This is a genomic window from Sporosarcina sp. A2 (assembly GCF_050858885.1).
Classification (GTDB): Bacteria; Bacillota; Bacilli; order Bacillales_A; family Planococcaceae; genus Sporosarcina.
In genome coordinates, this window is the sequence record NZ_CP193898.1 from 1,317,573 (window position 1) to 1,343,000 (window position 25,428).

The window sequence follows — 25,428 nt, forward strand, 5'->3', positions numbered from 1 at the left end:
GGGAATCAGCAATGAATGATCTTAAACGCAGAAGCTCTTGGGGAGAATTCTTCCATCTAATTCGAACAGCCAAACTGCCTTGGCATCTCTACTTTTTCCAAATAGTTACTTCTTTAGGAACGACAACACTCTTGCTTAGTATGCCTCTTGTCATTCAACAGATTATGGAAGGGAACATTTTTGATAAGGCAATTGTTTGGAAATATGTATACATGAATATTGCTAGTGTGGTTCTTGTAACTATTTCATCCCTTTTTGTTTTCTTGACTAGCCCAATTACGAAAAGGAATATCCAGCGAGTTATCTGGCCGAAGTTAATTCGATTGCCAATGAAAGAATATCGGGATAATAAGTCATTGAATATGATAAGTCGTGTAACACTAGATCCTGCATATATCGATAGAGGTATTTCAGATTTCACTAGTCTGTTCAACACAACCTATAGTTTGGTTGGTTCGTTTGTCATCATGTACGGCATGAATGTCAAATTGACACTTGCTTTGTTACCGGTCATTCCCTACATTATCATTGTATCAATCGTTGTTGGACACTTTACACAAAGAACTCAACATGGCGTGCAAAGTCAATTGTCAAATATGACCGCATTTTTCGCAGAACGTCTCCCAAAAATTAGACTTATCAAAACATTTGGCAAGGAAGACTTTGAATTCGAAAAATCGAGCAGAGTCATTGAAAACCAATACACAGCGGATAAGAAACGTGCTTTTGTTGACCTATTCGCTGAGCCTCTTATGCAAAGCGTGCAAGCAATTGTAGTAGGTACGGTTCTTGTCTACGGTGGATATTTGGTTTCCAAAGGTGACATGAAAGTCAGTCAAGTTATTTCATTCTACTTGTATGTACAGTTTATACACAATAATGTGTTGAAGTATGGATTGTTCTGGCAAACGGTGAAACAAGCTAAAGGTGCTTCTGAAGAAATTGCAAAAATTCAAGAAGCAGGTGAAGAACAGCTTGAAAGGACGTATACGTTCAAAGAGAAAGCTACACAACCAAATGCAGACTTGACGCTGGAGAATGTTTCGTTCAGCTATGACCAAAGGCTTGCCTTGAATAATGTCAATCTAACCATTCCAAAAGGAAAACTAACAGCAATTGTTGGTCCAAGTGGGGGTGGGAAGTCTACCATCTTTGGCATGCTAGAACGATTGTATGAACCAAATGTCGGCCGTGTACTTATCGGTACTACGCCCGCAGACAAAGTTCATTTGGATGAATGGCGAGCAGGTATTGCCTATGTGTCACAAAATGCTCCGTTGCTATCCGGTACTATCCGGGAAAATATTCTTTATGGAATTCATGAACAAGTCGATGACGAAATTGTTTGGCTTGCAGCTAGACATGCATCAGCAGAGGAATTCATTAAAGAATTCCCGGAAGGGCTTGATAAAGATGTCGGGGAATTTGGGACGAAACTCTCTGGTGGTCAACGTCAGCGAATCGCAATAGCACGTGCGTTCGTCATGGATCCTGAATATTTGCTGTTAGATGAGGCTATGGCAAGTCTAGATGCCCAAAGTGAACATGATATCAATCGCGCACTTAGATTGCTTATGAAGGGAAGAACAACCGCCCTGATTAGTCATAATTTACGAACGATGAAACAAATGGATCATATTATTGTTGTCAACAATGGCCGCATTGAAGCATCTGGAACACATGTAGAATTGATGAAAACGAATGAATTGTATGGAAACTTAATTGAGATTCAAAACGAAAAGAACCAAATGTTGTCAGTCACTTAATTGAATAAAACTAATAAAAGGGGTGCTTAATATGGAAAAAATGAAAAAAGCATTTTTAGTGTTCATGATGATGATTGTTGCAGGAGCATTAGCAGCGTGTGGAGATGACACTTCAAAAGACAATACTGCAAAACCGGAGACTGAGGTCACAGAATCTGGTGCAACTGAAGGTGACGGGGAAGCTAGTTCCGAAGGCGTAGATCCGACAGATCCTAAGTTCGATAAAATTATCGAACTGCTTAAAGCTAAGGGGCTAGAAGTGGGCGAGAAAACAACTGGATATGCTGATATCAATGGTACAACACAAGTAATGAGTGTTGTCATAAATGGTGAAGATATGCTTCCTTTCCAAGTTTACATGATGGAGTCAGAAAGTGAAAACTTGAAATCAGCAAAAGAAAAAGGCGAAGTCACTATGGAATTTGATGGACAATCGGGACAAATTCCAATGGAAGCAAAAGATGATTTCCTATACTTCATTGCTGATGGACATCCAGATCACGATAAAGTGTATGACGTGATGGTCAAGGATTTTAATCCTGAATAAATGAGTTATTCTCAGGCATAGTACGGGTAATCAGACCATTCCTAAGATTTATTAAAGAAAAATAGAGAGGGTGGAACAAAGATGGACTTACTTAAATCAGCAGATACTACCATTAATAATTTGAACGTTCATGTAATAGAAAACAAAAATTTCAAAACAGTAACTGTAGAATTGAAACTTCAAACGTTAGTAGATCGCGCTACGATTACCGAGAGGAACATACTTCCAGGAGTTTTAAGGGCGGGTACTAAGCGTTTTCCAACAGCTTCTGCTGTGCAGGATGAGCTAGATGACTTATATGGAGCATCCCTTCAACTGTATCAAACCGTCTCAGGAAACTGTCATATTCTGACGGTTCAAATAGAATTTGCGAACGAACGGTTTATTGAAAACGAAAATAGTCTTGAGGAAAACATTTTTGATTTTTTGAACGAGTTGTTGTTTAATCCGAAAATAATTCAAGATGGATTCGACAAAGAGACAGTTGCACAAGAAAAAGAGAAGCTCCGGAAAAATCTCAAGGCTAGTAAAGATGATAAAACGTCTTATGCAGGAGAGCGTTTGATAGACGAGATGGCAATCGGAGAACTGTATTCAATTCACCCAAGTGGTTATTTAGAAGACATTGATTCGATTTCAGAGTTTGGACTTTATGCAACATACAAAATGCTCTTGGAAACAGCTAGAATTGACGTATTCGTTGCTGGTGATATTAATCCTGAAGAGACAAGAGAACTTATTGGAACCGTTCTGTCCGGGGTACCGGTTGGAAGTGAAAAACGTTTAAGCGAAGGCGCAGCATTACCGAGTGAAGTGAAATTAGTAGAGAGAGCTACAACTATTCGTGAGACGGATGAAATCCAGCAAGCTAAATTGCATATCGGATATCGGACTCAAACTATCTTTACGGACGCGGATTTTGAAGCACTTATGATTGGAAGTATGATTCTTGGTGGACATGCAGGCTCCCTGCTGTTTACAACTGTTCGGGAACAGCATAGTCTAGCCTACTACGTTGGTGCGGATTTAGATTTATACAGTGATAAGATGATCATCTTCTGCGGAATCGCTCCAAAAGATTATGAAAAGACGATTAAAATTATCGACGAACAGGTGGCGGTTTTAAAGGCCGGTACATTCTCCGATGAAGTTCTTGAAGATACTAAAGCCATGATGATCGGTAGCTATCAGCAGGCGTTGGATGGCATCGGTGGAATTATTTCTACAGAATATCAGAAAATCTTAACGGGCACTTCTAAAACACCACAAGACATGATAGAAAAGTTTAAATCAATAACTCGTGATGATATTCAAAGAGCTACGAGTAAGGTAGAGCGTGATACGACGTTCTTCTTAACGAGTAAGGGGGAAGAATAATGGAGAAGTTAGATTTCACAACAATTGATGAAGTAGTTTTTACTGAACAATTGCCTAACGGATTAAATGTTATTTTAATCCCTAAAAAGACGCTAAGCAAAACATTCGGCATTTTCACCACGGATTTCGGAGGAGCAGATTTAGAATTCATTCCTTATAATGAAACGGAAGCTGTTCACATTCCATCAGGAACCGCTCATTATTTGGAGCATAAGCTTTTTGATAAAGGTGATCATGATGTATACACGGAATTTGGTAAGCTTGGTTCTGATGTGAATGCGTATACAAACGACTCTGAAACCTCTTATTATTTCACGACGGTTGGCAACGAAGTTGAAAATGTAGAACTACTGTTGAATTTTGTGCAAGATCCTTTTCTGACAGATGAAACTGTAAATAAAGAAAAAGGGATTATTAGTCAAGAGTATCAAATGTATGCTGACATACCTGATCAACGTATCTCCTTAGCTGTACAAGAATCTTTGTTTGCAAAACATCCTGTTCGAAACGAAGTACTGGGTACACTTGACTCGATTAATGATATGACGAAAGAACAATTACTAACGGCTTATGAGACATTCTATCATCCAACGAATATGACACTTGCTGTTTCAGGGAATTTTGATACAGAGGAAATGATGACGGCAATCCGCAACAATCAGGAGTTAAAAAAGTTCCCTGAAATCGGTCCATTTACTCGTGTATATCCGAACGAACAGAAAGAAGCCTGCAAATCACAACATACCCTTCACATGAATGTAAGTGTTCCAAAGGTGATGATTGGAATTAAGGAGTATGTCGGCGAAATTCCAGCAAAAGAACTTGGGATCCGTAAACTATTAACGAATATGACACTTGATTACTTTTATAGTAGGAGCGGTGCGTTCTACCAAGAACTTGCTGATTCGGAGCTAATCGATTCATCATTTGTTTTTACCTCCGTGATTGATAAAACCTTCGGGTTTTCAATGGTCGGCAGTAATTCTGCTCACCCTGAACAACTTGCTAAACAGATTAAGAAGCAGTTGAATTCCTTATCTACATTTGAACTCGAAGAACAGCAGTTCGAGCGCTTGAAAAAGCGAACAATTGGTAAAACCTTGCGACGTATGAATTCCATTGAAAATAATGCACAAGGTATGATTTGGAATCGTAATCGTGGGTTATCTTACTTTGAAACAATTCCATCAATTCAACAACTGACACTCAATGATTGGAAAATGTTCCTCGCTTCATGGATCGAGGAAGACCGTTTAACGGTTTGCACTATCATGCCTGAATAACTCAAAAACTCTTTTTCCCTGAGGGGGGAGAGTTTTTTTAATTTGCACAATTTCGCCAACTCGTTTCTGTATGGTATAATTCGAACAATACACGTTAACAAGGTGAGGTATACATGGGTATTCTTTCAGGACTATTTTTAGCAACTACAGTTTATGCAGGACTTTTATTAGGATTATCCGCGGTAGGAATTCATCCGTTCAACTCATTCATAAAGGGAATTTGTTCTGTTATCGGATCAGTAGTGTGTTTTGAAGCGATCCAATTTTTTACGAGTGGGACACTTGATTCAGGCATCGTGTATGTACTTCTACTACCAGCGCTAGTATGGTTTGCACGGATTCCGCTCCTTCAAGCATTTTTTTCTTGTTTGCTAGGGTGGACTTATCAGATTACGATTGTCCATATGACTGAACGAAATCTATTTGAACTAGCAATTTCACAGGCTAAGTTAGATGCGGATTCTTTCATCATGTTTTTGATGGAATTATTCATTCTCTTGAATAATTTATTAGTTATTTTATGGGTTGTACGCTTGAAACCGATTTTGATACCTGCCGAAGTCTTCAAGGGATTCGGAACAACTGATAAAGCAAAATTCATGCATCGGTCTACTTTATTTGTTAGTGCAATTTTGCTTCTTGTAATGGGTATCTTTTTTCAATATACGTACTACGACCGTGAAGTTTTCACCCCCGCTTATCGTCTTTTCATAACAGGTTGGTCATTGGTCCTTCTAACAATTTTAGTGTATTACTTAAAAACTTCACTTCGGCAAAAATTGGAACAAGAAAAATTCTATTTAGATCAGCAATATCAGCAAGACATGCTTTCCTTTTTTACTGTCATTCGCTCCCAACGCCATGATTTCAATTTCCATTTGACGTCAATTTATGGTCTGCTGAAGAAAGAGGAGTATGAGGATGCACGTACGTATATCGGTGAAGTGGTTCAGCAAGTTCAAGAAGTGAATGAATTGTTGCCTCTCGCACATCCTGCTATGAGTGCCTTGTTGAATACTCAAAGTGAATTGGCCAAGCAGAAAAACATTGAAATTCAGTATTCTATTTTTGACGATTTACGTAGAATTCCAGTCTCGGTCTATGATGTAAACAAAGTCTTGGGGAATCTTATTCAAAATGCGATGGAAGAACTCGAATCCATGCCTGTTGCGGATCGCATACTTCGTGTGGAAATTACGAAGGAAAAGCGCCATTATGTAATTCGAGTTGCCAATCGTACATCTGCAAGTGAGGAACGAATCATGAGTATGTTTGAATCGGGTTACACGACGAAGGCCTCCCATGAAGGGATTGGGCTTGCAGGTGTAGAGAAAATTGTTTCTTCCAATTTCGGAGTCATCTTTCCAGAAATGGTTGAAGGATGGTTGACCGTACACGTACGAATACCGGAAGAAACAGAAAACTATTGAGACCATAGAGGGGGATGGATTATGGGAATTCGCACAATGATTGTCGATGATGACCAGCAAGCAATTGATTTATTGATAACTGATTTGACTTCTTTTCCGTTCATCTCGCTCGTACATACCGTGAATAGTGGAAAAGCGGCTTTAGATTTCTTGCGGAATGAAAAAATTGATTTACTGTTTTTGGATATTGAGATTGGTGATATTACAGGACTAGAACTGGCAGGGCACATTCAATCAGTCTATCCACACATTGCAATCATCTTCGTGACAGGACATGCGGGGTTTGCACTGGACGGCTATGATTACAGACCACTCGATTTCCTCATTAAACCAATCAACTTTTTTAGACTGGAAAAAGCGATGCGAGTTGTGGAATCCTATTTTCAAGACACTGCGAGGACCACAATTCCTGATCACAAAATCGGTATGAAAGTTACCGGCGGTATCCGAATTGTCACTGTATCCGATATCTTATTTATCGAAAAGAGCGGACGTAAAACGTCAATTGTGACGACCAATGATTCATTCCTCTCGGGGGATTCCATGAAAGAAATTGAATCGATGTTTGAGATGTATGGTTTTTATCGTGCTCATCAGTCCTTCATTGTGCCACTGCATCACATTGTTTCTATACAATCGGATCCTAGCGCACGTTCGCATACTATTGAATTGTCAAATGGGCAGCAAATCCCCTTAAGTAGAAACAAATATAGCGAATTACAGATCTTGCTAGAAGCGCAAGGCATACAAATAGTCTGATGTGCATGCACTTTTCTTTTGAAAAGTGTTTTTTGTATGATGTTTTACAGGGTAGGGGATAGCAACTAGAAGAAAAGGAGTACTTGGATGATTACTCGAGAGCGAGAAGATACGTTTGTAATGATTGAACAAGATCATCATGGTCAGTTGTCAGAAGAGATCATGTGTTATTGGAAGAAAGAACTTTTCCCTGGTTTAGACAAACGACAATCTGTGGTGCTAGCTATTCACCATCACGATCGGTGCTGGGCACCGTTTGAAAAGAAATCGTTCTGGAACGATGCAAAACAGAAACCCTACATTTTTACGGATTTTCGGTTCCCAGCGAAGCTTGCGCTTTATACACAAGGTATTGAAGAGTTGGAAGTGTTAGATACATATGCTGCGATGTTATGCAGTGAGCATTATTGTCAATTCATAATGGAAAGTGAAGACCCCGACGCTAAAAATTTCTGAAGTAAGAAAAAGCTCGTCGTGAACGGTTGAAAAAACGTGTGACTAATTATTATGAAGAAAAGTTCCGGCAACATTGCGGACTCTTGCAGCTTGGAGATAACTTTTCGTTGTACTTATGTATTAACGAACCTGGTGTTTCGAAATCGGAAGAGCATTCAGTTTTCAAGAATGGGATCCCTTCACCTGGCCAATTACATGGATTGCCACATCATCGAATGGATATCCGATTCATCAGTAATGATACGATCACTGTGGTAGGCTTTCCTTATGATGAACCGTTTCATGTCAACTATTCTCAGCGTATCGTAAAGAAGAATTCCATTTATGATCAGGGATTACAAATCGCATATAGTGAGTCTGAGGTCGAAAAGATTCGATTGGAATTTAAAAGTAAATAAAAATAAAGGAGCAGATTGCTTATTTAGCATCTGCTCCTCTTGAATTCTCTAGTTATCTGAATTATCATTATAATGGATATATATAATTGAGGAGGATGTTTATGACTAGTCTATCAAATTCTAAAGAACTCATCGATCATGTACAATCTGTGCGAAGAAATACATTGGGCGATTTACTACTTCGAACAAGTGAACGATACCCTAAGAAAGTTGCAATCGTATTTAAAAAACAGTCTATCTCGTATGAGGATTTAAATACGCTGGTGAATCGTACTGCAAACGGACTTTTGTCTAACGGAATTGAAAAAGGTGACCTTGTTACCGTCATGTCTAGAAATAGTTTGGATTTTGTAGTTCTTAACTTTGCATTAGCTCGCATCGGTTCCGTGATGGTTCCTATCAATTATATGCTTACTGAGGAAGAAATCCGCTTTATCATCGAACATGCTAGAGTCCAGGCGGTGTTTGCATCAGAAGAATTCACAGGAATGATAGATCGTTCTTTGGGGCAACACAAAATAAAAAGCAAAATAATTATTGGACAAAGCGAGATAGCCATCGATAAGAAATGGATTTCCATTCATGCTATAGCTAATGAACAACCCTCTACTCCCCCTGACATTCAAATTGGAGATGATGATGTTGCACATGTACTCTATACGAGTGGTACTGAATCGAGACCTAAAGGCGTAATGCTTAGCCATAAGAGCTTGATTAGTGAGTATGTGAGTTGCATTGTCGATGGCAAAATGAGTGATCAAGATATCGTTATCCACGCACTTCCGTTGTATCATAGTGCGCAGTTACATGTCTTCCTAGGTCCGAGTGTTTACTTAGGTTCGACTGGGATAATATTGGAGTATCCTTCGCCTGAGATGATTTTACAAACAATAGAAGAAGAACGCGCTACGGTGCTGTTCTGTCCTCCTACGGTATGGATTGCACTTCTACGTCATCCTGATTTTGATAAGCGAGACCTGACTTCTTTAAGAAAATGTTATTATGGTGCTGCAATTATGCCGATGGAGATCTTGAAAGAACTAAAGAAGCGTTTACCTGGAGCTTCTTTATGGAACTTTTATGGACAAACGGAAGTCGCGCCTCTTGCTACCGCGTTGCAACCAGAAGACCAGTTAAGAAAACTGGGTTCTGCAGGATTACCTAGTTTAAATGTACAGACAAAAATTGTGAATGAGTTGGACGAAGAAGTTCCACGAGGGGAACTAGGGGAGATCGTTCATAGAACTCCACATGCAATGAAAGGATATTTGCATGATGCTGAAAAAACAGCTGAAGCTTTTCGTGGAGGATGGTTCCATAGTGGTGATTTAGGAGTCATGGATGAAGAAGGGTATTTAACTATTGTGGATCGAAAAAAAGACATGATAAATACGGGCGGAGTCAACGTTTCAAGCAGAGAAGTCGAGGAAGTCATTTATGAAATGGCGGGCGTGTCCGAAGTCGCAGTCATTAGTATTCCAGATTCGTATTGGATTGAAGCTGTGACCGCGATTATCGTGCCAAAAACAGATTCGGCTATACAAGAAGATGATGTTATCGAATTTTGCAAAAAAAGATTGTCATCATTTAAAATACCAAAGCATGTAGAGCTAGCTAGTGAATTACCTAAAAATCCAAGTGGGAAAGTTTTAAAACGTACACTCAGGGATGAGTATGCATCTAGAAATACTACATGAGTTTTATGAGCTTTGCTCTGTTTGAAAGTAAAGGTGCGTATGTAAGCTACAACCAGGGTTAAAATTGTTAGCACACGAAGGACAACTGGACTGACATGTTAAATATTCATGGATTGTCAATTCATATCCGCAACTGCCGCATAAAATAGCGTTTACGTCGAATTGTTTAATTGGCCATTGTTTTGCAAGACCACAACCGTATTGTGTATGGCATTCATAACAAGGGAAATACTGATTACAACAGTAGAATTTTATAGCGATACGATCGATTTCGCTATGATAATGTGAACATCTAGTTTCAAAGTCCACATTGTCGCCAATAACAGTCTGTCCATGAATATTCAAAAAACCCACATCCCTTTTTTCATAAGTTTACGGTAAAATGGTTTGAGTGACAAAAAAGAGGTGAAATCCGCCTGTTTAAGTCATTAAGATGCATACTACAATAGGTTTTGTGGTATACACAAGTAGGAAGGAGGGACTGCTGAATGACTTTTGTCCATATTGGTGTGTTTTTACTGGCCGTATCGTTTGCCATATTCGCAATCTATTTATGTATTGTACTTGCACGAATTTCCGGCTTACTCACTACAACGGGGTACACGATGAACCGAATGGAAGATAAGCTGGATGTCTCCATTAAAGAATTGGAATTAACAATTGTTGAGGCAAAAACTTCAACGACAGATGTACAAGTTAAATTGGATGCGCTAAACAGCGTAGTAGAAACAGCAAAAAATCTTGGAGACACGGCTTATACTGCAACTGAAGGTGTACATGGTTTAGTTGAATCATATGCGAAGCAACCTGATTTGCCTGGCACTAAACCTTTTGTAGGTATGATTCAGGTAGCAGAGTTCGTAACCAGCTTGTTCTCAACGTGGAAGAAAGCAGAAAAAGTAACGAAATGATGGAGGGATGAAGATGAGTTTAGCTGGAATTGGAGTACTCTTAATAGGAGTTGCCTTCCTGATCCTTGCGATTTACATAGCGCGAGTATTGAATGGGGTAGCGGGAATGCTTGGCGGTGTGAATAAAACGCTGGACCAGTTACCTGATCAGTTGGATGGAGTGCTAGGTGAAACTGGACAACTGATACGCCATTCTAATGATGCATTATCAGATGTCAATGTGAAATTAGGGAATCTTACACCAATGTTCCAAGTAGTAGGGGATGTTGGAAATACGACACGCAATTTAACATCTTCTTTACACAATGTTACAGATGCTACAAAACGCAAGGTCGATGGAGTGGATGAAAACACACGTAACAAATCGATTGGTGGTCTTTATGGAACTGCAGCCCTCGGGTATTTTGCAATTCGTAAAAGCAAAGCGATGAAAGAGAAATCAAGTTATTCACGACCTGATACTTTCCTTGGTAAAGGGGAGCAGCGTTCAAACGATATCCAGCGTATGAAAGCTGAAGCAGCAGCAGCTGCGAAGTCAGGTAAATACGTGAAGGCAGATCAATAAATACAAAAAAACGTTGGCTGATGCCAGCGTTTTTTGTATGGATTTAAATTGAGTTTGCCTGCGTGGTATATTTGTAAGTGTATTTCCCTCACACCAAATTGAAAGAGAAAATACAACAGCTAGCTTCTACTTCATATAAGAAAGGGCTGAAAAAAGCCGATGCGCAGGGCACCGGCTTAGTGTCATTATTTTTTTAATACTTCTGCTTGCGCCTTCACTTCTTGTTTGTTCTGTTGAAGATAGAAGAGGAAAGATAGGAAACCATATAAACCTTGATATCTTTCACGACGAGTTAAGTTTGCAGCATCTGCAGTTGTATTCTTTAGTGTGTTCGATTTCTGTAATGCTGAGTGAGTAAGGGACCGTGCAGCTTCACCTGTTTCACCAACAATCTGGAAAAGGGGAGTGATTTCACTTACTTGCTGATTCACATTCCCAATTGTTTCATTACTTGTGTTCAATACGAGTTGTGCTTGACCAGTGACATCATCCATGACTGCAGGCAACTTATCTGTTGTCTGTTTCAAGTTTTCCATCACATCGCCAAGTTTTTTAAGCGGCTTGATCAGAATCACGACTAATACTGCAAAGGCGATTCCGATGATCAATACACCAATACCCATCCAATCCATCTACATCACCTCTAAGTTAGTTTTTCTGTTTCGGCTGCGGAAGCCTTTTTTGAGGATAAGGAAGCAATCCCACATCTTGTGAACCTGGATGATTCTGTTTTGTTGCCGTTTCATACGTAGTTTGTTTTGCTTTTTCACGCTTAGCTCGGAAGTAAATACTTGCTGCAATCCCTGTAATCGTGTTCGCTTTTTGCATTAGATCCTTATACTTTGGATCAGGATTGCTGATTTGTTCGGACAGTGACTGAAATGACTGATTCATATGTACAGTCGAATCATCCAATTTTTCGGCTGTCTTCGCAACACTATTCAATGATTGCATTTTCCGTTCCACATCTTCTGTAATGCGGTTGGTGTTCGATAGTAATGCGTTTGCTTGGTCAGTAATACCATTCAGCTTTGTTTGTATACTTGTTACGGTTTCAGATACTTCATTCATCGTCGCCTTAGCGCTTTTTAATGTCGTAATGACGAATATCGCGATGAGAAGAAGTGATAGTGCCGCAATAGCTGCACTTACGTACAAAAGAATTTCCATTCTACAACCCACTCCATTCTGACTGTCGTCTGCAACTTAATCCACATACCTAGTTGTACCACTATTCCATTGTGCATAAACACTTCAGGACATGCAAGTTCAACTATAGTAGAAAGCCATTGCGATGAACATCATTACTAAAATTGGAATACCTGTTAGGAACAAGATTCTCGGACTCGTAGAAAACACTTCAGAAGGAGAGCGCATCGAGTCCAAATCATCCCGGGTATTTTTAGTAGCCAATACTTTTCTCATACTACTAGTGAAAAAATCAAACGAACCTGTACGAAAGATGTAGACAATTCCTCCTACTAACAGTAACAACCCGCCTATATAGAACGAATTATTAATGTAAGACAGCAATGATATCCCATCTTTTGAAACAAAAGATAGAATGAAAATAATAAATTGACCAATTAAAAATAACAGTGTAATTTTTTTCAAAATTCTAACCTCTTTTTCTGAATCCTATTCATATTCACTATGTATAATACAATACTATTACAAATTTAACAAAGGAAATACAACCGAGAAACCGCTTACCGACGCAATTCCGTGGCAATTCACATTCGTCTATTGGTTGTGTCTAGTAAAATTTCTTTTAAAAACGCTTTGACTTCAGAGAAATTAATTGTATAATGAAATAGTGTTAATTCTTCAGACAATTACAAAAAGGGGGCTATGCCTTGAAGAACACAAAATGGTTGCTACTAATGGCACTGACATTAGTACTAAGTATTTTCCTTGCTGCATGTGGCGGTACGGATGATAAAAAAGATGACGCTACAAAAGATGATGGTAAGGATGACAATGCAACTGAAACACCTGCAAAAGAAGATGGAGAGCCAGATGCTGAGCAGATTTTGAACTTAGCTGAATCTGCAGCAATTCCTTCAGTTGACTCTGCAATCGTTGAGGATGCAGTAGGATTTAACGTATTGAACAACGTTAACGAAGGTCTTTACCGTTTGAACCAAGAAAACATTGCTGAACCAGCAATGGCTTCTGAGGAAGCAACAGAAAGTGAAGATGGACTTACTTATACGTTCAAACTTCGCGATTCTAAGTGGTCTGATGGATCACCTGTAACTGCTGCTGACTTCGTATTTGCTTGGCAGCGTGCAATTGACCCTGCAACTGGATCACCATACGGACCATTCATGATGTCTGGTACAGTTAAAAACGCAACAGCAATCAGTGAAGGTACTATGGATAAGAAAGAACTAGGAATCGTTGCGAAAGACGAAAAGACTTTGGAAGTAACGCTTGAGCGTCCAGTTCCATATTTCCTTTCACTTATGTCATTTGGAACATTCTACCCACAAAAAGAAGAGTTTGTTACTGCTAAAGGCGATGCTTATGCGACTAACTCAGAAAACCTTCTATATAACGGACCATTCACTCTTTCTGATTGGGATGGAACTGGCGGAAGCTGGGTTTATAACAAGAACGAAGAGTATTGGGATGCAGAAAACGTAAAACTTACACAAATTAATGTAAACGTTGTTCAAGATTCAGCAACAGCTGTTAAACTTTACAACGATGGTAAACTAGACCGTGCTGGAGTTTCTGGCGACTTGGCAATGCAGTATTCTACAGATCCAGAAGCTGTTGTACAGCCTGAAACATCTGTATTCTACTTCAAGTTCAACCAACTTAAAGGCGGTAAAGAAACACCACTTGCTAACGAAAACATTCGTCGTGCAATTGCAACATCATTCCAAAAAGAAGACCTTGCTGATGTAGTTCTTGCGAACGGTTCACTTCCTGCAAACTTCTTAGTACCAAAAGACTTCGCGTTTGACGAAGACAAAAAAGATTTCCGCGACATCAGTGGAGATCACTTAGTTTATAATGCTGAAGAAGCTAAAGAATTCTGGAAAAAAGGATTGGAAGAGCTTAAGGTAGATTCTCTTGAGCTTGAAATCCTAGGTGGAGACACTGACCTTTCTAAGAAAATGGACGAGTACTTCAAGTCACAACTCGAAACGAATCTTGAAGGTTTGACTATCAAACTTAAAGAAGTACCATTTGCAGTACGCCTTGAGCTTGACGGTAACCAAGACTATGACATTCAAGTTTCTGGTTGGGGCCCTGACTTCCAAGACCCAATTTCATTCCTTGACTTGTTCGTTACTGACGGTACTAACAACTTAATGTCTTATTCTAACCCTGAATATGACAAGTTGATTGCTGATTCTAAAGCAGAACTTGCTTTGAAGCCAGAAGAACGTTATGAAGCATTTGCAAAAGCTGAGAAAATTCTTCTTGAAGATGACGCAGCGATCGCACCGATTTACCAACGCGGATTGATCTTCCTTGAAAAACCTTACTTCAAAGGTTTAGTATCTCACCCATTCGGTGCTGACTATAGCTTCAAGTGGGCTTATATTTCAGGTAAAGAGTAAGCGTTAGACAGTTGAATAATGGGAGTATATGGTGGTTTGTCACCATATACTCTCTTTTTAATAACAAGGAATTTTGCGAATGTTTTGTAAGTGCTTTCATTTTGAAAAGAAACCATAATGTTGGTTTAACATAAATCAGTACATAGATCTGGAGGTGCACCATGGTTAAATATGTCAGAAAACGAATTATCTATATGTTCTTAACAATGTTTCTCATTGCGACTGCTACATTTTTCTTAATGCAAACATTACCGGGGTCACCAATTGCTTCATACAACAAGTTGAATGCGACCCAAAAATTAAATGTTGAGAAGAAGTACGGCATTGATAAACCCAAACCTGTTCAATACGCGATTTACATGAAGAATTTGGCTAAAGGTGATCTAGGAACTTCATTTGCCTTTAAGAACAAAAGCGTAAATGATCTCCTTGCATCCCGCGTTAAGCCCTCATTCATACTCGGGGCTCAAGCCATGGTCTTCGGTACGATTATCGGGATATTGCTTGGTATGCTTGCCGCGTTGAAACAAAATACTTTCTGGGATTACGGAAGTACATTCTTTGCGATACTAGGAATCTCGATTCCATCATTCGTATTTGCAACATTACTTCAGTATTACGTTGCATCACAGTGGCACCTACTGCCAGTTGGTCTTTGGAATGATGGATGGAAATCCAGTGTACTTCCTTCAATCGCTTTAGCTATGGGACCACTTGCATTAGCAGCACGATTCATCCGAACTGAAATGATTGAAGTCATGGGATCGGATTATATTACACTTGCTAAAGCAAAAGGTGCGAATGGATTTGAAATTGCTTTCAAACACGCATTCAGAAATGCACTGATTCCACTTGTTACGGTTTTAGGGCCAGTAGCTGCTGGATTAGTTACAGGTTCACTTGTAGTAGAGCAAATATTTGCAATTCCTGGAATCGGTCAGCAGTTTGTTTCTTCTATTATGGTAAACGATTTCGCAACAATTATGGGTACGACATTGTTCTTCTCTGCGTTCCTAATTGTAGTTATTTTCATCGTGGATATTTTATATGGAGTCATTGACCCTCGTATCCGCTTGTCTGGAGGGAAAGCATAATGAAAAAAGATCTAGAAAAGCTGCCTCAAGACCTGTTTGAAAGAATTGAGATTGATAGCTCTCATGCTGAACGAATTGAAAAACCTAGTTTAAGCTTTTGGCAAGATGCATGGTTGCGTCTACGTAAAAACAAAGCAGCCATCGTAAGTATGGTTGTTCTTGTTCTACTCGTTATCATGGCACTGATCGGGCCACATTTAAATGGTCATGACGGTACAACACAAAACCTAAGACATGCAAACCTTCCACCTAAAATGCAAGGAATTGAAAAACTTGGCATCATGGATGGTGTTGGAAACTTAGGCGGTAATAAAGTTAACTTGTACGACATCAAAAAAGTAGATGAGTATTACTGGTTCGGAACAGATGGGTTAGGACGTGACTTATTTACACGCCTATGGGAAGGAACACAAATCTCCTTGCTAATTGCATTTGTTGCAGCCATGATCGACTTAGTAATTGGTGTAATATATGGAGGGATTTCCGGTTACTTTGGTGGCCGAACGGACGATATCATGCAACGTATCGTCGAGATCCTCATTGGTATACCGACGCTTATCGTCGTGATCTTGATGATTATGATCATGGAACCAGGTATAATGGCAATCATCATTGCGATTTCAATAACCGGATGGATTGGGATGTCTCGTATTGTACGAGCTCAGATCCTCAAATATAAGAATCAAGAATTCGTATTGGCAGCTCGCACATTGGGTACAAACGATTCTAAAATCATCTCTAAACACTTAATGCCGAACGTTTTGGGGATTATTGTCATCAATACGATGTTCACGATTCCGAATGCGATTTTCTTCGAAGCATTTCTAAGCTTTATCGGACTTGGGTTACAGCCACCTGCCGCTTCACTAGGTACTCTTATCAATGACGGTTATAAAGTAATGGAATTCCAACCATACGTGTTGCTATTCCCATCAATCGTAATCAGTATCTTGATGATTGCCTTTAACTTAATTGGTGACGGACTACGGGATGCACTCGATCCGAAAATGAAAGACTGATAGGAGGAAAGCGAAATGAGTAAAATATTACAAGTTAAAGATTTAGAGCTTTCCTTCCATACGTTTGCTGGTGAAGTGAAAGCGATTCGTGGTGTGAACTTCGATTTGAATAAGGGAGAGACACTTGCGATTGTTGGAGAGTCAGGTTCTGGTAAATCAGTTACGACGAAATCCATCATGCGGTTGCTACCTGAATCAAGTTCTGAGTTTAAAAATGGAGAGATTTTGTTTGATGGTAAGGACTTAACGAAATTACCTGAGCGGGAAATGCAGAAAATCCGCGGAAAAGATATTTCTATGATCTTTCAAGATCCAATGACTTCCTTGAATCCAACGATGACGATCGGTAAGCAGATTATGGAGCCAATTTTAAAGCACCAAAAAGTAAGTAAATCGAAAGCTCGTAAAGTAGCAATTGAATTGTTGAACATGGTTGGAATTCCAAATGCGGAAAACCGCTATAAAATGTATCCTCACCAGTTCTCAGGTGGACAACGCCAACGAATCGTTATTGCGACTGCGCTTGCTTGTAACCCACAAATTCTAATTGCGGATGAGCCGACAACTGCACTGGATGTAACAATTCAAGCCCAGATTCTTGAGCTAATGAAAGATATTCAAAAGAAGATTGATACATCCATCATTTTCATCACGCATGACCTCGGTGTTGTTGCGAACGTCGCTGACCGAGTTGCGGTTATGTATGGTGGAGTGATTGTTGAAATCGGTACAGTTGATGAAATCTTCTACAATCCACAACACCCATATACATGGGGCTTATTGAGCTCAATGCCATCAATGGATGTTAATGAAGAGAAGTTGTATGCGATTCCAGGTACTCCTCCTGATTTGTTGAATCCTCCTAAGGGAGATGCATTTGCACTTCGTAGTGAGTATGCACTGAAAATCGATATGGAGCAGCCACCGCCATTCTTCCAAGTGAGCGAAACTCATTTTGCGGCGACATGGTTGCTGCATCCACAAGCTCCGCAAGTGGAACCACCTGCAGGAATTATTGAACGGATGCGCACATTCCCGGGAAGCAGATACTATGAAGCGACAGGAGGCCGTGCGTGATGTCTGATGTATTACTCGAAGTCAAAAATTTAAAGCAGTATTTCAATGAAGGCAAAGCATCTGAAGTCCGCGCAATCGATGATATTAGTTTCTCCATTAATCGTGGAGAGACATTTGGACTCGTTGGAGAATCTGGTTGTGGGAAATCGACAACAGGACGGACTATCATCCGTCTGTATGATGCGACGGATGGCGAAGTACTCTTTAACGGCGTTAATGTCCAAGACAAAAAGTCAAAAGCTGCGAATAAAGATTTTAACCGTAAAATGCAAATGATTTTCCAAGATCCATATGCATCATTGAATCCACGTATGAAAGTCATGGATATCATTGCAGAAGGTATCGATGTACACGGTCTTGCTAAATCTAAAAAAGAACGTAAAGAACGTGTCATCGAGTTACTCGAAACGGTTGGTCTGAACCGCGAACACGCAGAACGCTATCCACACGAATTCTCTGGTGGACAACGTCAGCGTATCGGAATCGCTCGTGCACTTGCAGTAGATCCAGAGTTCATCATCGCAGATGAGCCGATCTCCGCATTGGACGTATCGATTCAAGCGCAGGTCGTCAATTTGTTGAGAGAGTTACAAGAAGAGCGTGGATTGACATATTTGTTCATTGCACACGATTTGTCCATGGTAAAGTACATTTCTGATCGTATTGGAGTCATGTACTTTGGCAAACTTGTTGAAATGGCACCAGCCGATGAACTGTATCGCAATCCTATGCACGCATATACGAAGTCATTACTATCAGCGATTCCACTTCCGGATCCAATTTATGAACGGTCACGCGTTCGGACACCATATAATCCTAAAGATCATAACTACGGTGCAAACGAACATGTTGAATTCCGTGAAATTGCTCCTGAACACTTTGTACTTTGTTCAGATAAAGAATTTGAAACAATGAAAGCGCAGTATGTCCCTAAAGAAATTTAATTTAAAAACCGGACACTCTAGAACGTTCTAGAGTGTCCGGTTTTGTTATGGAGTAAAACTTTCTATTAATACATTTTCATGTAACGATCAATTTCCCATGGGTGAACTGTGATTCGATAACTATCCCATTCACGCTGTTTCGCTTCTTTAAAGTTTGCATAAATATGAGAACCGAGTGCCTCTTGAATGACTATATCTTCACCAAGTGCAAGCAATGCATGATCCAGATCCGTAGGAAGTGTGACAATCCCTTCGTTTTCTAGTTCAGCTGCATTCATTTCATAAATATTACGATCGCATGGAGTTCCTGGGTCTAGTTCACGACGAATGCCATCAAGTCCTGATTTCAAAATAACAGCAAGTGCTAAATAAGGGTTAGTTACAGAGTCAACGGAGCGCACTTCGATTCGTGTGCTAAGTCCACGAGATGCTGGAATTCGAATGAGCGGGCTTCTGTTCTGTGCAGACCATGCAATGTAGCAAGGTGCTTCGTATCCAGGAACGAGACGCTTATAGGAATTGACTGTCGGGTTTGTGATTGCTGTGAACCCTTCGGCATGATCTAATACGCCCGCCATAAACTGATAGGCAGTCGTACTTAACTTACGGTTCCCATTTTCATCGAAGAATGCATTGTCTCCATCTTTGAATAAGGAGATGTTACAGTGCATACCCGAACCATTTACACCGAAGATCGGCTTCGGCATGAACGTTGCATGTAGTCCGTGTTTACGGGCAATCGTTTTGACAACAAGTTTGAACGTCTGGATATTGTCACATGCTGTAAGGGCATCGGCATACTTGAAATCGATTTCGTGTTGTCCTGGTGCTGCTTCGTGGTGAGACGCTTCTACTTCAAAGCCAAGCGCTTCAAGTTCTAACACGATATCCCGTCGGCAATTTTCACCAAGGTCAAGAGGTGCAAAATCGAAGTAATCGCCGTGATCGTTCAATTCCATTGTGGGTTCACCATTTGCATCTAATTTAAAGAGAAAAAATTCGGGTTCAGGTCCTAAGTTGAAATCAGTAAAGCCCATTGCTTCCATTTCAGTTAGAATTCGTTTTAAGTTTCCTCTAGGGTCACCAGGGAATGGTTCACCATTTGCTAAAGATACATCACAGATGAGTCTTGCTACTTTACCAGAGCCTGAAGGCCAAGGAAATACCATCCATGTATTCAAATCAGGAATCAAATACATATCAGATTCCTCGATACGCACAAAACCTTCTATAGAAGATCCATCAAACATCATTTTATTGTCGAGCGCTTTTTCAAGCTGGCTGATGGGAATTTCAACGTTCTTAATCATTCCGAGAATATCAGTAAATTGGAGACGTACAAAATTCACGTTATCCTCCACCACATATTTTCGAATGTCGTCTTTTGTTGTATTCTTCATCAGTCCACTTCCTTTGTATAAAGTTACTATTATTAAAGTTGCATAATAATTTTTTATAATACGCAACTTTACACCCTATTACAAGAATTTTTTTCAAGAAGATTGAAATTCTCAGTGCTATAGCAATTTTAGAGTTTATGAATTGATAAATAAGGGAATAATAGGGTACGTTGATTGTCGTAAAGTAGGGGGACTGGTAGTAATGAATCGTGTGTTTTCAATTGTAGTATTTGCAGGTGTGCCGATTGTAGCTATTGGTGCATTCTTAAATTGGTCCGATATCGTCATGTTTATATTAAGTTGTATTACGATTATCGGATTATCTGGCTTCATCGGAAGAGCTACTGAAAGTCTAGCAATTGTAAGTGGACCAAGAATCGGCGGATTGTTGAATGCCACATTCGGGAATGCAGTCGAACTGATTATCTCCATTTTTACATTGAAGGCTGGCTTGATTGGAATTGTGCTAGCTTCACTGACAGGTTCCGTCTTAGGGAACTTACTTCTAGTGTTAGGCTTATCCTTTTTTGCTGGTGGCGTTAAGTTTAAGAGACAGAAATTCAGTTTGCAAGACGTACGGTATAACTCAGGATTGCTCATTTTTGCAATTATAGTTGCTTTTATCATTCCAGAAGTGTTTTCTATGTCAATGGATGAGACGACAACATTCAACTTAAGTGTTGGAATTTCAGTCATACTCATTGCAATTTATTTATCAGGTCTATTCTTTAAGCTAGTGACACACCGCGGCGTGTTCGCTTCAGGTGATGAAGAAGTTGAGAACGAAGAGATTCCTGAATGGACGAAGAAGAAGTCAATATGGGTGTTACTACTGAGTACAGTGGCTGTAGCATTTGTGTCGGAACGCCTCGTACATACATTTGAAACATTGGGCGAGCAATTTGGATGGTCTGAACTTTTCATCGGTATTATTATCGTTGCAATAGTAGGGAATGCAGCTGAGCACGTTTCCGCTGTTACGATGGCGATGAAAAACCGTATGAATGTGTCTGTTGAGATTGCCGTTGGTTCGACACTCCAAGTCGCCATGTTCGTTGCACCTGCACTTGTGCTCATTTCAATTTTCATGCCACAACAAATGCCATTGGTGTTTACAATTCAAGAATTGGTCGCAATGGTCGCAGCAACATTACTCGTCATTAACTTATCAAACGACGGGGAGTCGAACTGGTTCGAAGGAATGATCCTGTTCGCTGCGTATATTATTATGGCAATCGGTTTTTATTTATTGTAGGAAAAAAACCGGACACTCTGTAGCCTAGAGAGTGTCCTTTTTTTGATGGAGTACCATTCGTTTTAAAACATTTTACGGTGCCTGTCGATCTCCCATGGGTGCACAGTGATGCGGTAGCTATCCCATTCTTTTTGCTTCACGAGACGGAAATTCGCATAGCTGTGTTCACCAAGTACTTCTTGAATGACGGGATCATTATCTAAAGCGATCAATGCGTGGTCCAAGTCGGTCGGTAGCATACCTACGGCGATTTCTTTTAGTTCTTTTTCTGTCATCTCATAGACATTACGATCACTAGGATCTCCTGGATCTAGTTTCTGTTCAATTCCCGTAGTGCAGCTTTTAAAATTGCGGAGAGGGCAAGGTAAGGGTTTGCGACGGAATCGACAGAGCTGGACTTCAATTCGTGTGCTTAGCGGGTATACGGATTGCTGGACTACGGTTCTGTGAAGGCCAGGCAACGTAGCAAGAGGCTTCGAATCCAGGGACAAGCCATTTGTAGGAGTTGACGGTCTGGTTTGTAATCGATGTAAAGCCATTTAAATGCTTCAATATGCCTGCCATAAACTGATAAGCTGTCTCACTCAATTTACGTTCTCTGGTTTCATCGAAGAAAGAATTAACTCCGTCCTTGAAGAGTGAGACGTTACAATGCATGCCAGATCCATTTACGCCGTAAATGGGTCTGGCATAAACGTTGCGTGGAAACCATGTTCTCGAGCGATTGTCTTAAAGACGAGTTTAATGGTTTGGATATTGTCACAAGCTCTTAAAGCATCTGCATAGTTAAAATCGATTTCGTGTTGGCCTGGTGCGGACCCATGGTGAGAGGCTTCTACTTCAAAGCCAAGCTCTCCTAATATATTGTGATTTTACAAGTTTAACGGCATAAAAAAAGACCGCATTAGTTGCGATCTTCCCAATTGGCTTGTATGAATTCGTCTCGACCAGATTGTGCGCGATCAGCTTCATAAGCTTCTTTCTCATTTTTGTAGAAGTCCTGATGATATTCTTCTGCAATGTAAAACACTTCAGCAGGTCGAATGTCTGTGACGATTGGTTTAGCGAAACGACCACTAGCTGCTAGTTCAGACTTTGAATATTCTGCAGCTAATCGCTGTAGCTCATTTGTGTAGAAAATCGCAGTAGTGTACGAGTGTCCGCGATCTTGGAACTGACCTCCAGCGTCTGTTGGGTCGATTTGTGGCCAATAGAGTGCGAGTAGTTCCTCATACGGATAAACAGCAGGGTCATAAGTAATCTCAACGACCTCTAAATGTCCGGAGTTTCCTTCTTTCACTTGCTCATAGGTAGGGTTCTCGATTGAGCCACCCATATAACCGGAAACAACTCCGTAGATTCCATCAAAATCTGTAAACGGCTTGACCATGCACCAAAAACAGCCGCCTGCGAATATCGCTTTTTCAAGTTGTGGCATTACGCATCCTTCTTTCCGTTGATTCGATTCTTTTATCTTAGACGTTACCTCTATAAGTGTCCAGTGTTTGAGCATGGTATACTAGTGCTCAGCATGCAACCAACGACTCAAGAGAACGTCCTGTTTTGTGACTTCACTATTGGGGGAATACACTAATGTCAGAACAATACGAAGGCCCAGTACCGAAAAGACGAAGAAGGCGCAGATTACGTAAAGGAAGACTACTCGTAACCGTACTTGTGATCGGATTTATCGGTACCGGACTTTTTTCATCCTATCAGTATATAGCGGGCAAACAGGTCGCTTCAAAAAATGCAATAGAACCAGGCGATTTCGAAGGAGATCTATTGGATCCATCGACTTCGTCTGTTGAAAACTATTTACTTCTTGGCGTCGATGATGACGGAAGTGGGAAGTCCCGAACAGATACTATGATGGTGTTATCGTGGGACAAGCAAGTGAAAAAGATGAAATTGATATCGTTCATGCGCGATATCTACGCAGACATCCCTGGTTACAAATCGTATAAATTAAACACCGCGTATTATTTGGGTGGTGTACAAAGTGCAAAAGATACAATAACGGGTATGTTTAATATACCGATCCATCATTTTGCCATTGTCGATTTTGATAACTTTGAAACAATCGCAGACACTGCTTTTCCTAACGGTGTAGAAATGAATGTACAGAAAGAAATGTCCGAAAAGATTGGTGTCACGCTTATGCCAGGCGTCCGAAAGTTGAACGGTAAAGAACTACTTGGTTATGCCCGATTCCGTGCGGATTCTGAAGGGGATTTTGGCCGTGTCCATCGTCAACAAGAAGTATTGGCGGCAGTTAAAAAGCAAGCCATGACACCCAGCATGCTTGTACGATCTCCTAAAATTGCAGGTGTGATTTCGCAGACTGTTGAGACCGATCTGACATCAAAGGAAGAGCTATCACGTCTAATGAGCTTACTTGTAAAAGGTGGAGCAGAGATTGAAACGATGACAGTACCCGTAAAGGGATCGTATTCGTATGCAGACTACTCGCATGCAGGATCTGTTATTGAAGTAAATCTTGATCAGAATCGCGAGGCGATCCGATCATTTATCGAGAACTGATAGGAGTTAGAAGGAGGTGTGGAGAATTTGGATCGTAAGAGAGATACGGATGAACTGAAACAAGTAGAATCAGACGAGCAGGGAATTATCCCTCAAAATCGTATTGTAAGATTCCTAGGGGGGAAGACGACACTATTCATCCTCATCGTGCTATTGTTTTTCGGATTAAATGTCATGATATACGATAAAATATCGTTCATTTTCTATCCTATTCGTGTGTTATTTTCTACAGTAGTCTTACCGATAATACTGGCAACGATATTGTATTACTTGCTACGTCCTCTATTGCATCTGTTAGAAAGAATTAAGATACCAAGGATTTGGGGGATTTTAATAATCTTTCTATCCGCAATTGGCCTAATTACGTTATTAGTGTTTCTCGTTTTGCCATTTTTGAAATTACAGTTTTGGAAATTGGTTGATGAGTTCCCGAACTACTTCAACCAACTCATATTGACGGTAGATTCATTCTTTAGTAATTCGCTGTTTGCACCTTATTACAATCAGTTGGATATTAATGCTTCTGAATTACTTGATTCTGGACTAGAGAACATTGGGACGATGATCGCCGATGCGCTTGGCGGAATTGCTTCTGGATTAACGACATTCATCTCGGCATTGACAGGAATTATCCTTTCGATTGTGACAGTACCATTCATCTTGTTCTATTTGTTGAAAGATGGAGACAATCTTCCCAAATACGTCTTAAAGTTGCTACCACCGAGAATGCGTGATGACGCCCAATCGATTTTAAATGATGCGGATAGTCAAATTAGTGCGTACATCCAAGGCCAAATATTGGTGGCGGTATGTATCGGAGTTATGGTAACAGTCGGATTCCTAATTATCGATATGAAATATGCGTTGTTACTCGGTGTGCTTGCAATGTTTACGAGTGTCGTTCCATATTTAGGTCCGGTTATTGCAATTACTCCCGCGATCATCATCGCAATTGTTACGTCTCCATTCATGCTCGTTAAGTTAGCAGTAGTATGGACAGTGGTCCAGTTAGTGGAAGGGAAGTTCATCTCACCACAAATTATGGGGAAATCACTTCACATTCATCCGATTACCATTATCTTTGTCTTACTGACAGCAGGTTCGCTATTTGGAGTGGCGGGGGTGATTTTAGGAATACCGGGGTATGCGTTACTGAAAGTGTTCACTTCTCACGTGTTCCGATTACTAAAAGTCCGATATAACAAATACGAAGTTGACGTAAGGATGCATTACGAGCGTCCAAGTTACGATGAAGATAAGTGATAATAGGAGAACAGTCTTGCGAACGACGCGAGGCTGTTTTTTTACGAAGTTTCTTTAACCATAAT

The 25,428-nt window shown here is 40.2% G+C and carries 25 protein-coding genes and 1 pseudogene; 19 read left to right on the forward strand and 7 right to left on the reverse strand.

Annotated elements, in window-relative coordinates; translation table 11 throughout:
• Positions 1–11: 11 nt before the first annotated feature.
• From ACRPI0_RS06490 to ACRPI0_RS06530, 9 genes are all read left to right on the forward strand, one after another.
• The gene (locus ACRPI0_RS06490; RefSeq protein WP_432355502.1) at positions 12–1,766 is read left to right on the forward strand and encodes an ABC transporter ATP-binding protein; all 1,755 of its coding nucleotides are present in this window, start codon (positions 12–14) and stop codon (positions 1,764–1,766) included.
• A 31-nt stretch (positions 1,767–1,797) separates the two neighbouring features.
• Positions 1,798–2,313: a hypothetical protein gene (locus ACRPI0_RS06495; protein WP_432355503.1), complete on the forward strand. Its 516-nt coding sequence runs from the start codon at positions 1,798–1,800 to the stop codon at positions 2,311–2,313.
• A gap of 81 nt (positions 2,314–2,394) precedes the next feature.
• A complete protein-coding gene (yfmF, locus tag ACRPI0_RS06500) occupies positions 2,395–3,690 on the forward strand; it encodes an EF-P 5-aminopentanol modification-associated protein YfmF (RefSeq protein ID WP_432355504.1) in 1,296 nt (431 codons plus the stop codon).
• The gene (yfmH, locus tag ACRPI0_RS06505; protein ID WP_432355505.1) at positions 3,690–4,973 is read left to right on the forward strand and encodes an EF-P 5-aminopentanol modification-associated protein YfmH; all 1,284 of its coding nucleotides are present in this window, start codon (positions 3,690–3,692) and stop codon (positions 4,971–4,973) included. The genes yfmF and yfmH overlap by 1 nt, the downstream gene beginning before the upstream one ends.
• Before the next feature lie 113 nt (positions 4,974–5,086).
• Positions 5,087–6,403, forward strand: coding sequence for a sensor histidine kinase (locus ACRPI0_RS06510; RefSeq protein ID WP_432355506.1), 1,317 nt, complete (start codon positions 5,087–5,089; stop codon positions 6,401–6,403).
• A gap of 21 nt (positions 6,404–6,424) precedes the next feature.
• Positions 6,425–7,162 carry a LytR/AlgR family response regulator transcription factor gene (locus ACRPI0_RS06515; protein ID WP_432355507.1) on the forward strand — a complete coding sequence of 246 codons (738 nt, stop codon included), beginning with the start codon at positions 6,425–6,427 and terminating at the stop codon, positions 7,160–7,162.
• Positions 7,163–7,249: 87 nt separating this feature from the next.
• Entirely contained in the window at positions 7,250–7,618 is a 369-nt protein-coding gene (locus ACRPI0_RS06520) for a DUF3891 family protein (protein ID WP_432355508.1), read from the forward strand.
• Positions 7,619–7,656: 38 nt separating this feature from the next.
• On the forward strand, positions 7,657–8,016 hold the full coding sequence (locus ACRPI0_RS06525) for a DUF3891 family protein (protein ID WP_432355509.1): 360 nt from the start codon (positions 7,657–7,659) through the stop codon (positions 8,014–8,016).
• 101 nt (positions 8,017–8,117) lie between these two features.
• Positions 8,118–9,713 (forward strand): acyl-CoA synthetase, encoded by a 1,596-nt coding sequence (locus tag ACRPI0_RS06530; RefSeq protein ID WP_432355511.1) that lies wholly within the window; start codon positions 8,118–8,120, stop codon positions 9,711–9,713.
• A gap of 3 nt (positions 9,714–9,716) precedes the next feature.
• Here ACRPI0_RS06530 and ACRPI0_RS06535 read toward each other — a convergent pair whose 3' ends face one another.
• A complete protein-coding gene (locus ACRPI0_RS06535) occupies positions 9,717–10,058 on the reverse strand; it encodes a CHY zinc finger protein (RefSeq protein ID WP_432355512.1) in 342 nt (113 codons plus the stop codon).
• A 143-nt stretch (positions 10,059–10,201) separates the two neighbouring features.
• Between ACRPI0_RS06535 and ACRPI0_RS06540 the strand changes: the two genes are divergently transcribed.
• Positions 10,202–10,624 carry a DUF948 domain-containing protein gene (locus ACRPI0_RS06540; RefSeq protein WP_432355513.1) on the forward strand — a complete coding sequence of 141 codons (423 nt, stop codon included), beginning with the start codon at positions 10,202–10,204 and terminating at the stop codon, positions 10,622–10,624.
• A 13-nt stretch (positions 10,625–10,637) separates the two neighbouring features.
• The gene (locus ACRPI0_RS06545) at positions 10,638–11,189 is read left to right on the forward strand and encodes a DUF948 domain-containing protein (RefSeq protein ID WP_432355515.1); all 552 of its coding nucleotides are present in this window, start codon (positions 10,638–10,640) and stop codon (positions 11,187–11,189) included.
• 185 nt (positions 11,190–11,374) lie between these two features.
• On the opposite strand, the gene ACRPI0_RS06550 is transcribed toward ACRPI0_RS06545, so the two are convergent.
• The 3 genes from ACRPI0_RS06550 to ACRPI0_RS06560 all read right to left on the reverse strand — a co-directional run bounded on the left by ACRPI0_RS06550 (position 11,375) and on the right by ACRPI0_RS06560 (position 12,803).
• The gene (locus ACRPI0_RS06550) at positions 11,375–11,821 is read right to left on the reverse strand and encodes a DUF948 domain-containing protein (protein WP_432355516.1); all 447 of its coding nucleotides are present in this window, start codon (positions 11,819–11,821) and stop codon (positions 11,375–11,377) included.
• 16 nt (positions 11,822–11,837) lie between these two features.
• Positions 11,838–12,359 (reverse strand): DUF948 domain-containing protein, encoded by a 522-nt coding sequence (locus ACRPI0_RS06555; protein WP_432355517.1) that lies wholly within the window; start codon positions 12,357–12,359, stop codon positions 11,838–11,840.
• A gap of 99 nt (positions 12,360–12,458) precedes the next feature.
• The gene (locus ACRPI0_RS06560) at positions 12,459–12,803 is read right to left on the reverse strand and encodes a DUF3899 domain-containing protein (RefSeq protein WP_432355518.1); all 345 of its coding nucleotides are present in this window, start codon (positions 12,801–12,803) and stop codon (positions 12,459–12,461) included.
• A 242-nt stretch (positions 12,804–13,045) separates the two neighbouring features.
• On the opposite strand from ACRPI0_RS06560, the gene ACRPI0_RS06565 reads away from it, so the two are divergent.
• From ACRPI0_RS06565 to ACRPI0_RS06585, 5 genes are all read left to right on the forward strand, one after another.
• A complete protein-coding gene (locus tag ACRPI0_RS06565) occupies positions 13,046–14,767 on the forward strand; it encodes a peptide ABC transporter substrate-binding protein (protein ID WP_432355519.1) in 1,722 nt (573 codons plus the stop codon).
• Positions 14,768–14,928: 161 nt separating this feature from the next.
• Positions 14,929–15,861, forward strand: a complete 933-nt coding sequence (gene opp3b / locus ACRPI0_RS06570) for an oligopeptide ABC transporter permease (protein ID WP_432355520.1) — start codon at positions 14,929–14,931, stop codon at positions 15,859–15,861.
• Entirely contained in the window at positions 15,861–16,880 is a 1,020-nt protein-coding gene (gene opp3C, locus ACRPI0_RS06575) for an oligopeptide ABC transporter permease (RefSeq protein ID WP_432355521.1), read from the forward strand. Before opp3b ends, opp3C begins: the two co-directional genes overlap by 1 nt.
• A 15-nt stretch (positions 16,881–16,895) precedes the next feature.
• Positions 16,896–17,957 (forward strand): ABC transporter ATP-binding protein, encoded by a 1,062-nt coding sequence (locus tag ACRPI0_RS06580; protein ID WP_432355522.1) that lies wholly within the window; start codon positions 16,896–16,898, stop codon positions 17,955–17,957.
• The gene (locus ACRPI0_RS06585; protein ID WP_432355524.1) at positions 17,957–18,901 is read left to right on the forward strand and encodes an ABC transporter ATP-binding protein; all 945 of its coding nucleotides are present in this window, start codon (positions 17,957–17,959) and stop codon (positions 18,899–18,901) included. Before ACRPI0_RS06580 ends, ACRPI0_RS06585 begins: the two co-directional genes overlap by 1 nt.
• A gap of 65 nt (positions 18,902–18,966) precedes the next feature.
• Here ACRPI0_RS06585 and glnA read toward each other — a convergent pair whose 3' ends face one another.
• Positions 18,967–20,301: a type I glutamate--ammonia ligase gene (glnA, locus tag ACRPI0_RS06590; protein ID WP_432355525.1), complete on the reverse strand. Its 1,335-nt coding sequence runs from the start codon at positions 20,299–20,301 to the stop codon at positions 18,967–18,969.
• Positions 20,302–20,503: 202 nt separating this feature from the next.
• Here glnA and cax point away from each other — a divergent pair, with 202 nt between their 5' ends.
• The gene (cax, locus tag ACRPI0_RS06595; RefSeq protein WP_432355526.1) at positions 20,504–21,556 is read left to right on the forward strand and encodes a calcium/proton exchanger; all 1,053 of its coding nucleotides are present in this window, start codon (positions 20,504–20,506) and stop codon (positions 21,554–21,556) included.
• Between the two features lie 62 nt (positions 21,557–21,618).
• On the opposite strand, the pseudogene ACRPI0_RS06600 reads toward cax, so the two are convergent.
• Both ACRPI0_RS06600 and msrA read right to left on the reverse strand, forming a co-directional pair.
• Positions 21,619–22,416 (reverse strand): annotated as a pseudogene (locus tag ACRPI0_RS06600) (glutamine synthetase); the annotation flags it as partial.
• A gap of 44 nt (positions 22,417–22,460) precedes the next feature.
• Complete coding sequence (gene msrA, locus ACRPI0_RS06605; RefSeq protein WP_432355527.1) at positions 22,461–22,994, reverse strand: peptide-methionine (S)-S-oxide reductase MsrA; 534 nt, start codon at positions 22,992–22,994, stop codon at positions 22,461–22,463.
• A gap of 155 nt (positions 22,995–23,149) precedes the next feature.
• Here msrA and ACRPI0_RS06610 point away from each other — a divergent pair, with 155 nt between their 5' ends.
• Positions 23,150–24,100 (forward strand): LCP family protein, encoded by a 951-nt coding sequence (locus tag ACRPI0_RS06610; protein WP_432355528.1) that lies wholly within the window; start codon positions 23,150–23,152, stop codon positions 24,098–24,100.
• Between the two features lie 54 nt (positions 24,101–24,154).
• Positions 24,155–25,363 carry an AI-2E family transporter gene (locus tag ACRPI0_RS06615; RefSeq protein WP_432355898.1) on the forward strand — a complete coding sequence of 403 codons (1,209 nt, stop codon included), beginning with the start codon at positions 24,155–24,157 and terminating at the stop codon, positions 25,361–25,363.
• The last annotated feature ends 65 nt before the right edge of the window (positions 25,364–25,428 follow it).

Bases quoted from the DNA above. Each gene is read 5' to 3' on its own strand.
- opp3C (WP_432355521.1), top strand. From the start codon at position 15,861: ATGAAAAAAGATCTAGAAAAGCTGCCTCAAGACCTGTTTGAAAGAATT.
- ACRPI0_RS06515 (WP_432355507.1), top strand. From the start codon at position 6,425: ATGGGAATTCGCACAATGATTGTCGATGATGACCAGCAAGCAATTGAT.
- ACRPI0_RS06520 (WP_432355508.1), top strand. From the start codon at position 7,250: ATGATTACTCGAGAGCGAGAAGATACGTTTGTAATGATTGAACAAGAT.
- ACRPI0_RS06510 (WP_432355506.1), top strand. From the start codon at position 5,087: ATGGGTATTCTTTCAGGACTATTTTTAGCAACTACAGTTTATGCAGGA.
- ACRPI0_RS06585 (WP_432355524.1), top strand. From the start codon at position 17,957: ATGTCTGATGTATTACTCGAAGTCAAAAATTTAAAGCAGTATTTCAAT.
- opp3b (WP_432355520.1), top strand. From the start codon at position 14,929: ATGGTTAAATATGTCAGAAAACGAATTATCTATATGTTCTTAACAATG.
- ACRPI0_RS06495 (WP_432355503.1), top strand. From the start codon at position 1,798: ATGGAAAAAATGAAAAAAGCATTTTTAGTGTTCATGATGATGATTGTT.
- ACRPI0_RS06555 (WP_432355517.1), bottom strand. From the start codon at position 12,359: ATGGAAATTCTTTTGTACGTAAGTGCAGCTATTGCGGCACTATCACTT.
- ACRPI0_RS06580 (WP_432355522.1), top strand. From the start codon at position 16,896: ATGAGTAAAATATTACAAGTTAAAGATTTAGAGCTTTCCTTCCATACG.
- ACRPI0_RS06530 (WP_432355511.1), top strand. From the start codon at position 8,118: ATGACTAGTCTATCAAATTCTAAAGAACTCATCGATCATGTACAATCT.
- yfmF (WP_432355504.1), top strand. From the start codon at position 2,395: ATGGACTTACTTAAATCAGCAGATACTACCATTAATAATTTGAACGTT.
- ACRPI0_RS06610 (WP_432355528.1), top strand. From the start codon at position 23,150: ATGTCAGAACAATACGAAGGCCCAGTACCGAAAAGACGAAGAAGGCGC.
- msrA (WP_432355527.1), bottom strand. From the start codon at position 22,994: ATGCCACAACTTGAAAAAGCGATATTCGCAGGCGGCTGTTTTTGGTGC.
- ACRPI0_RS06550 (WP_432355516.1), bottom strand. From the start codon at position 11,821: ATGGATTGGATGGGTATTGGTGTATTGATCATCGGAATCGCCTTTGCA.
- ACRPI0_RS06540 (WP_432355513.1), top strand. From the start codon at position 10,202: ATGACTTTTGTCCATATTGGTGTGTTTTTACTGGCCGTATCGTTTGCC.
- ACRPI0_RS06545 (WP_432355515.1), top strand. From the start codon at position 10,638: ATGAGTTTAGCTGGAATTGGAGTACTCTTAATAGGAGTTGCCTTCCTG.
- cax (WP_432355526.1), top strand. From the start codon at position 20,504: ATGAATCGTGTGTTTTCAATTGTAGTATTTGCAGGTGTGCCGATTGTA.
- ACRPI0_RS06490 (WP_432355502.1), top strand. From the start codon at position 12: ATGAATGATCTTAAACGCAGAAGCTCTTGGGGAGAATTCTTCCATCTA.
- glnA (WP_432355525.1), bottom strand. From the start codon at position 20,301: ATGAAGAATACAACAAAAGACGACATTCGAAAATATGTGGTGGAGGAT.
- yfmH (WP_432355505.1), top strand. From the start codon at position 3,690: ATGGAGAAGTTAGATTTCACAACAATTGATGAAGTAGTTTTTACTGAA.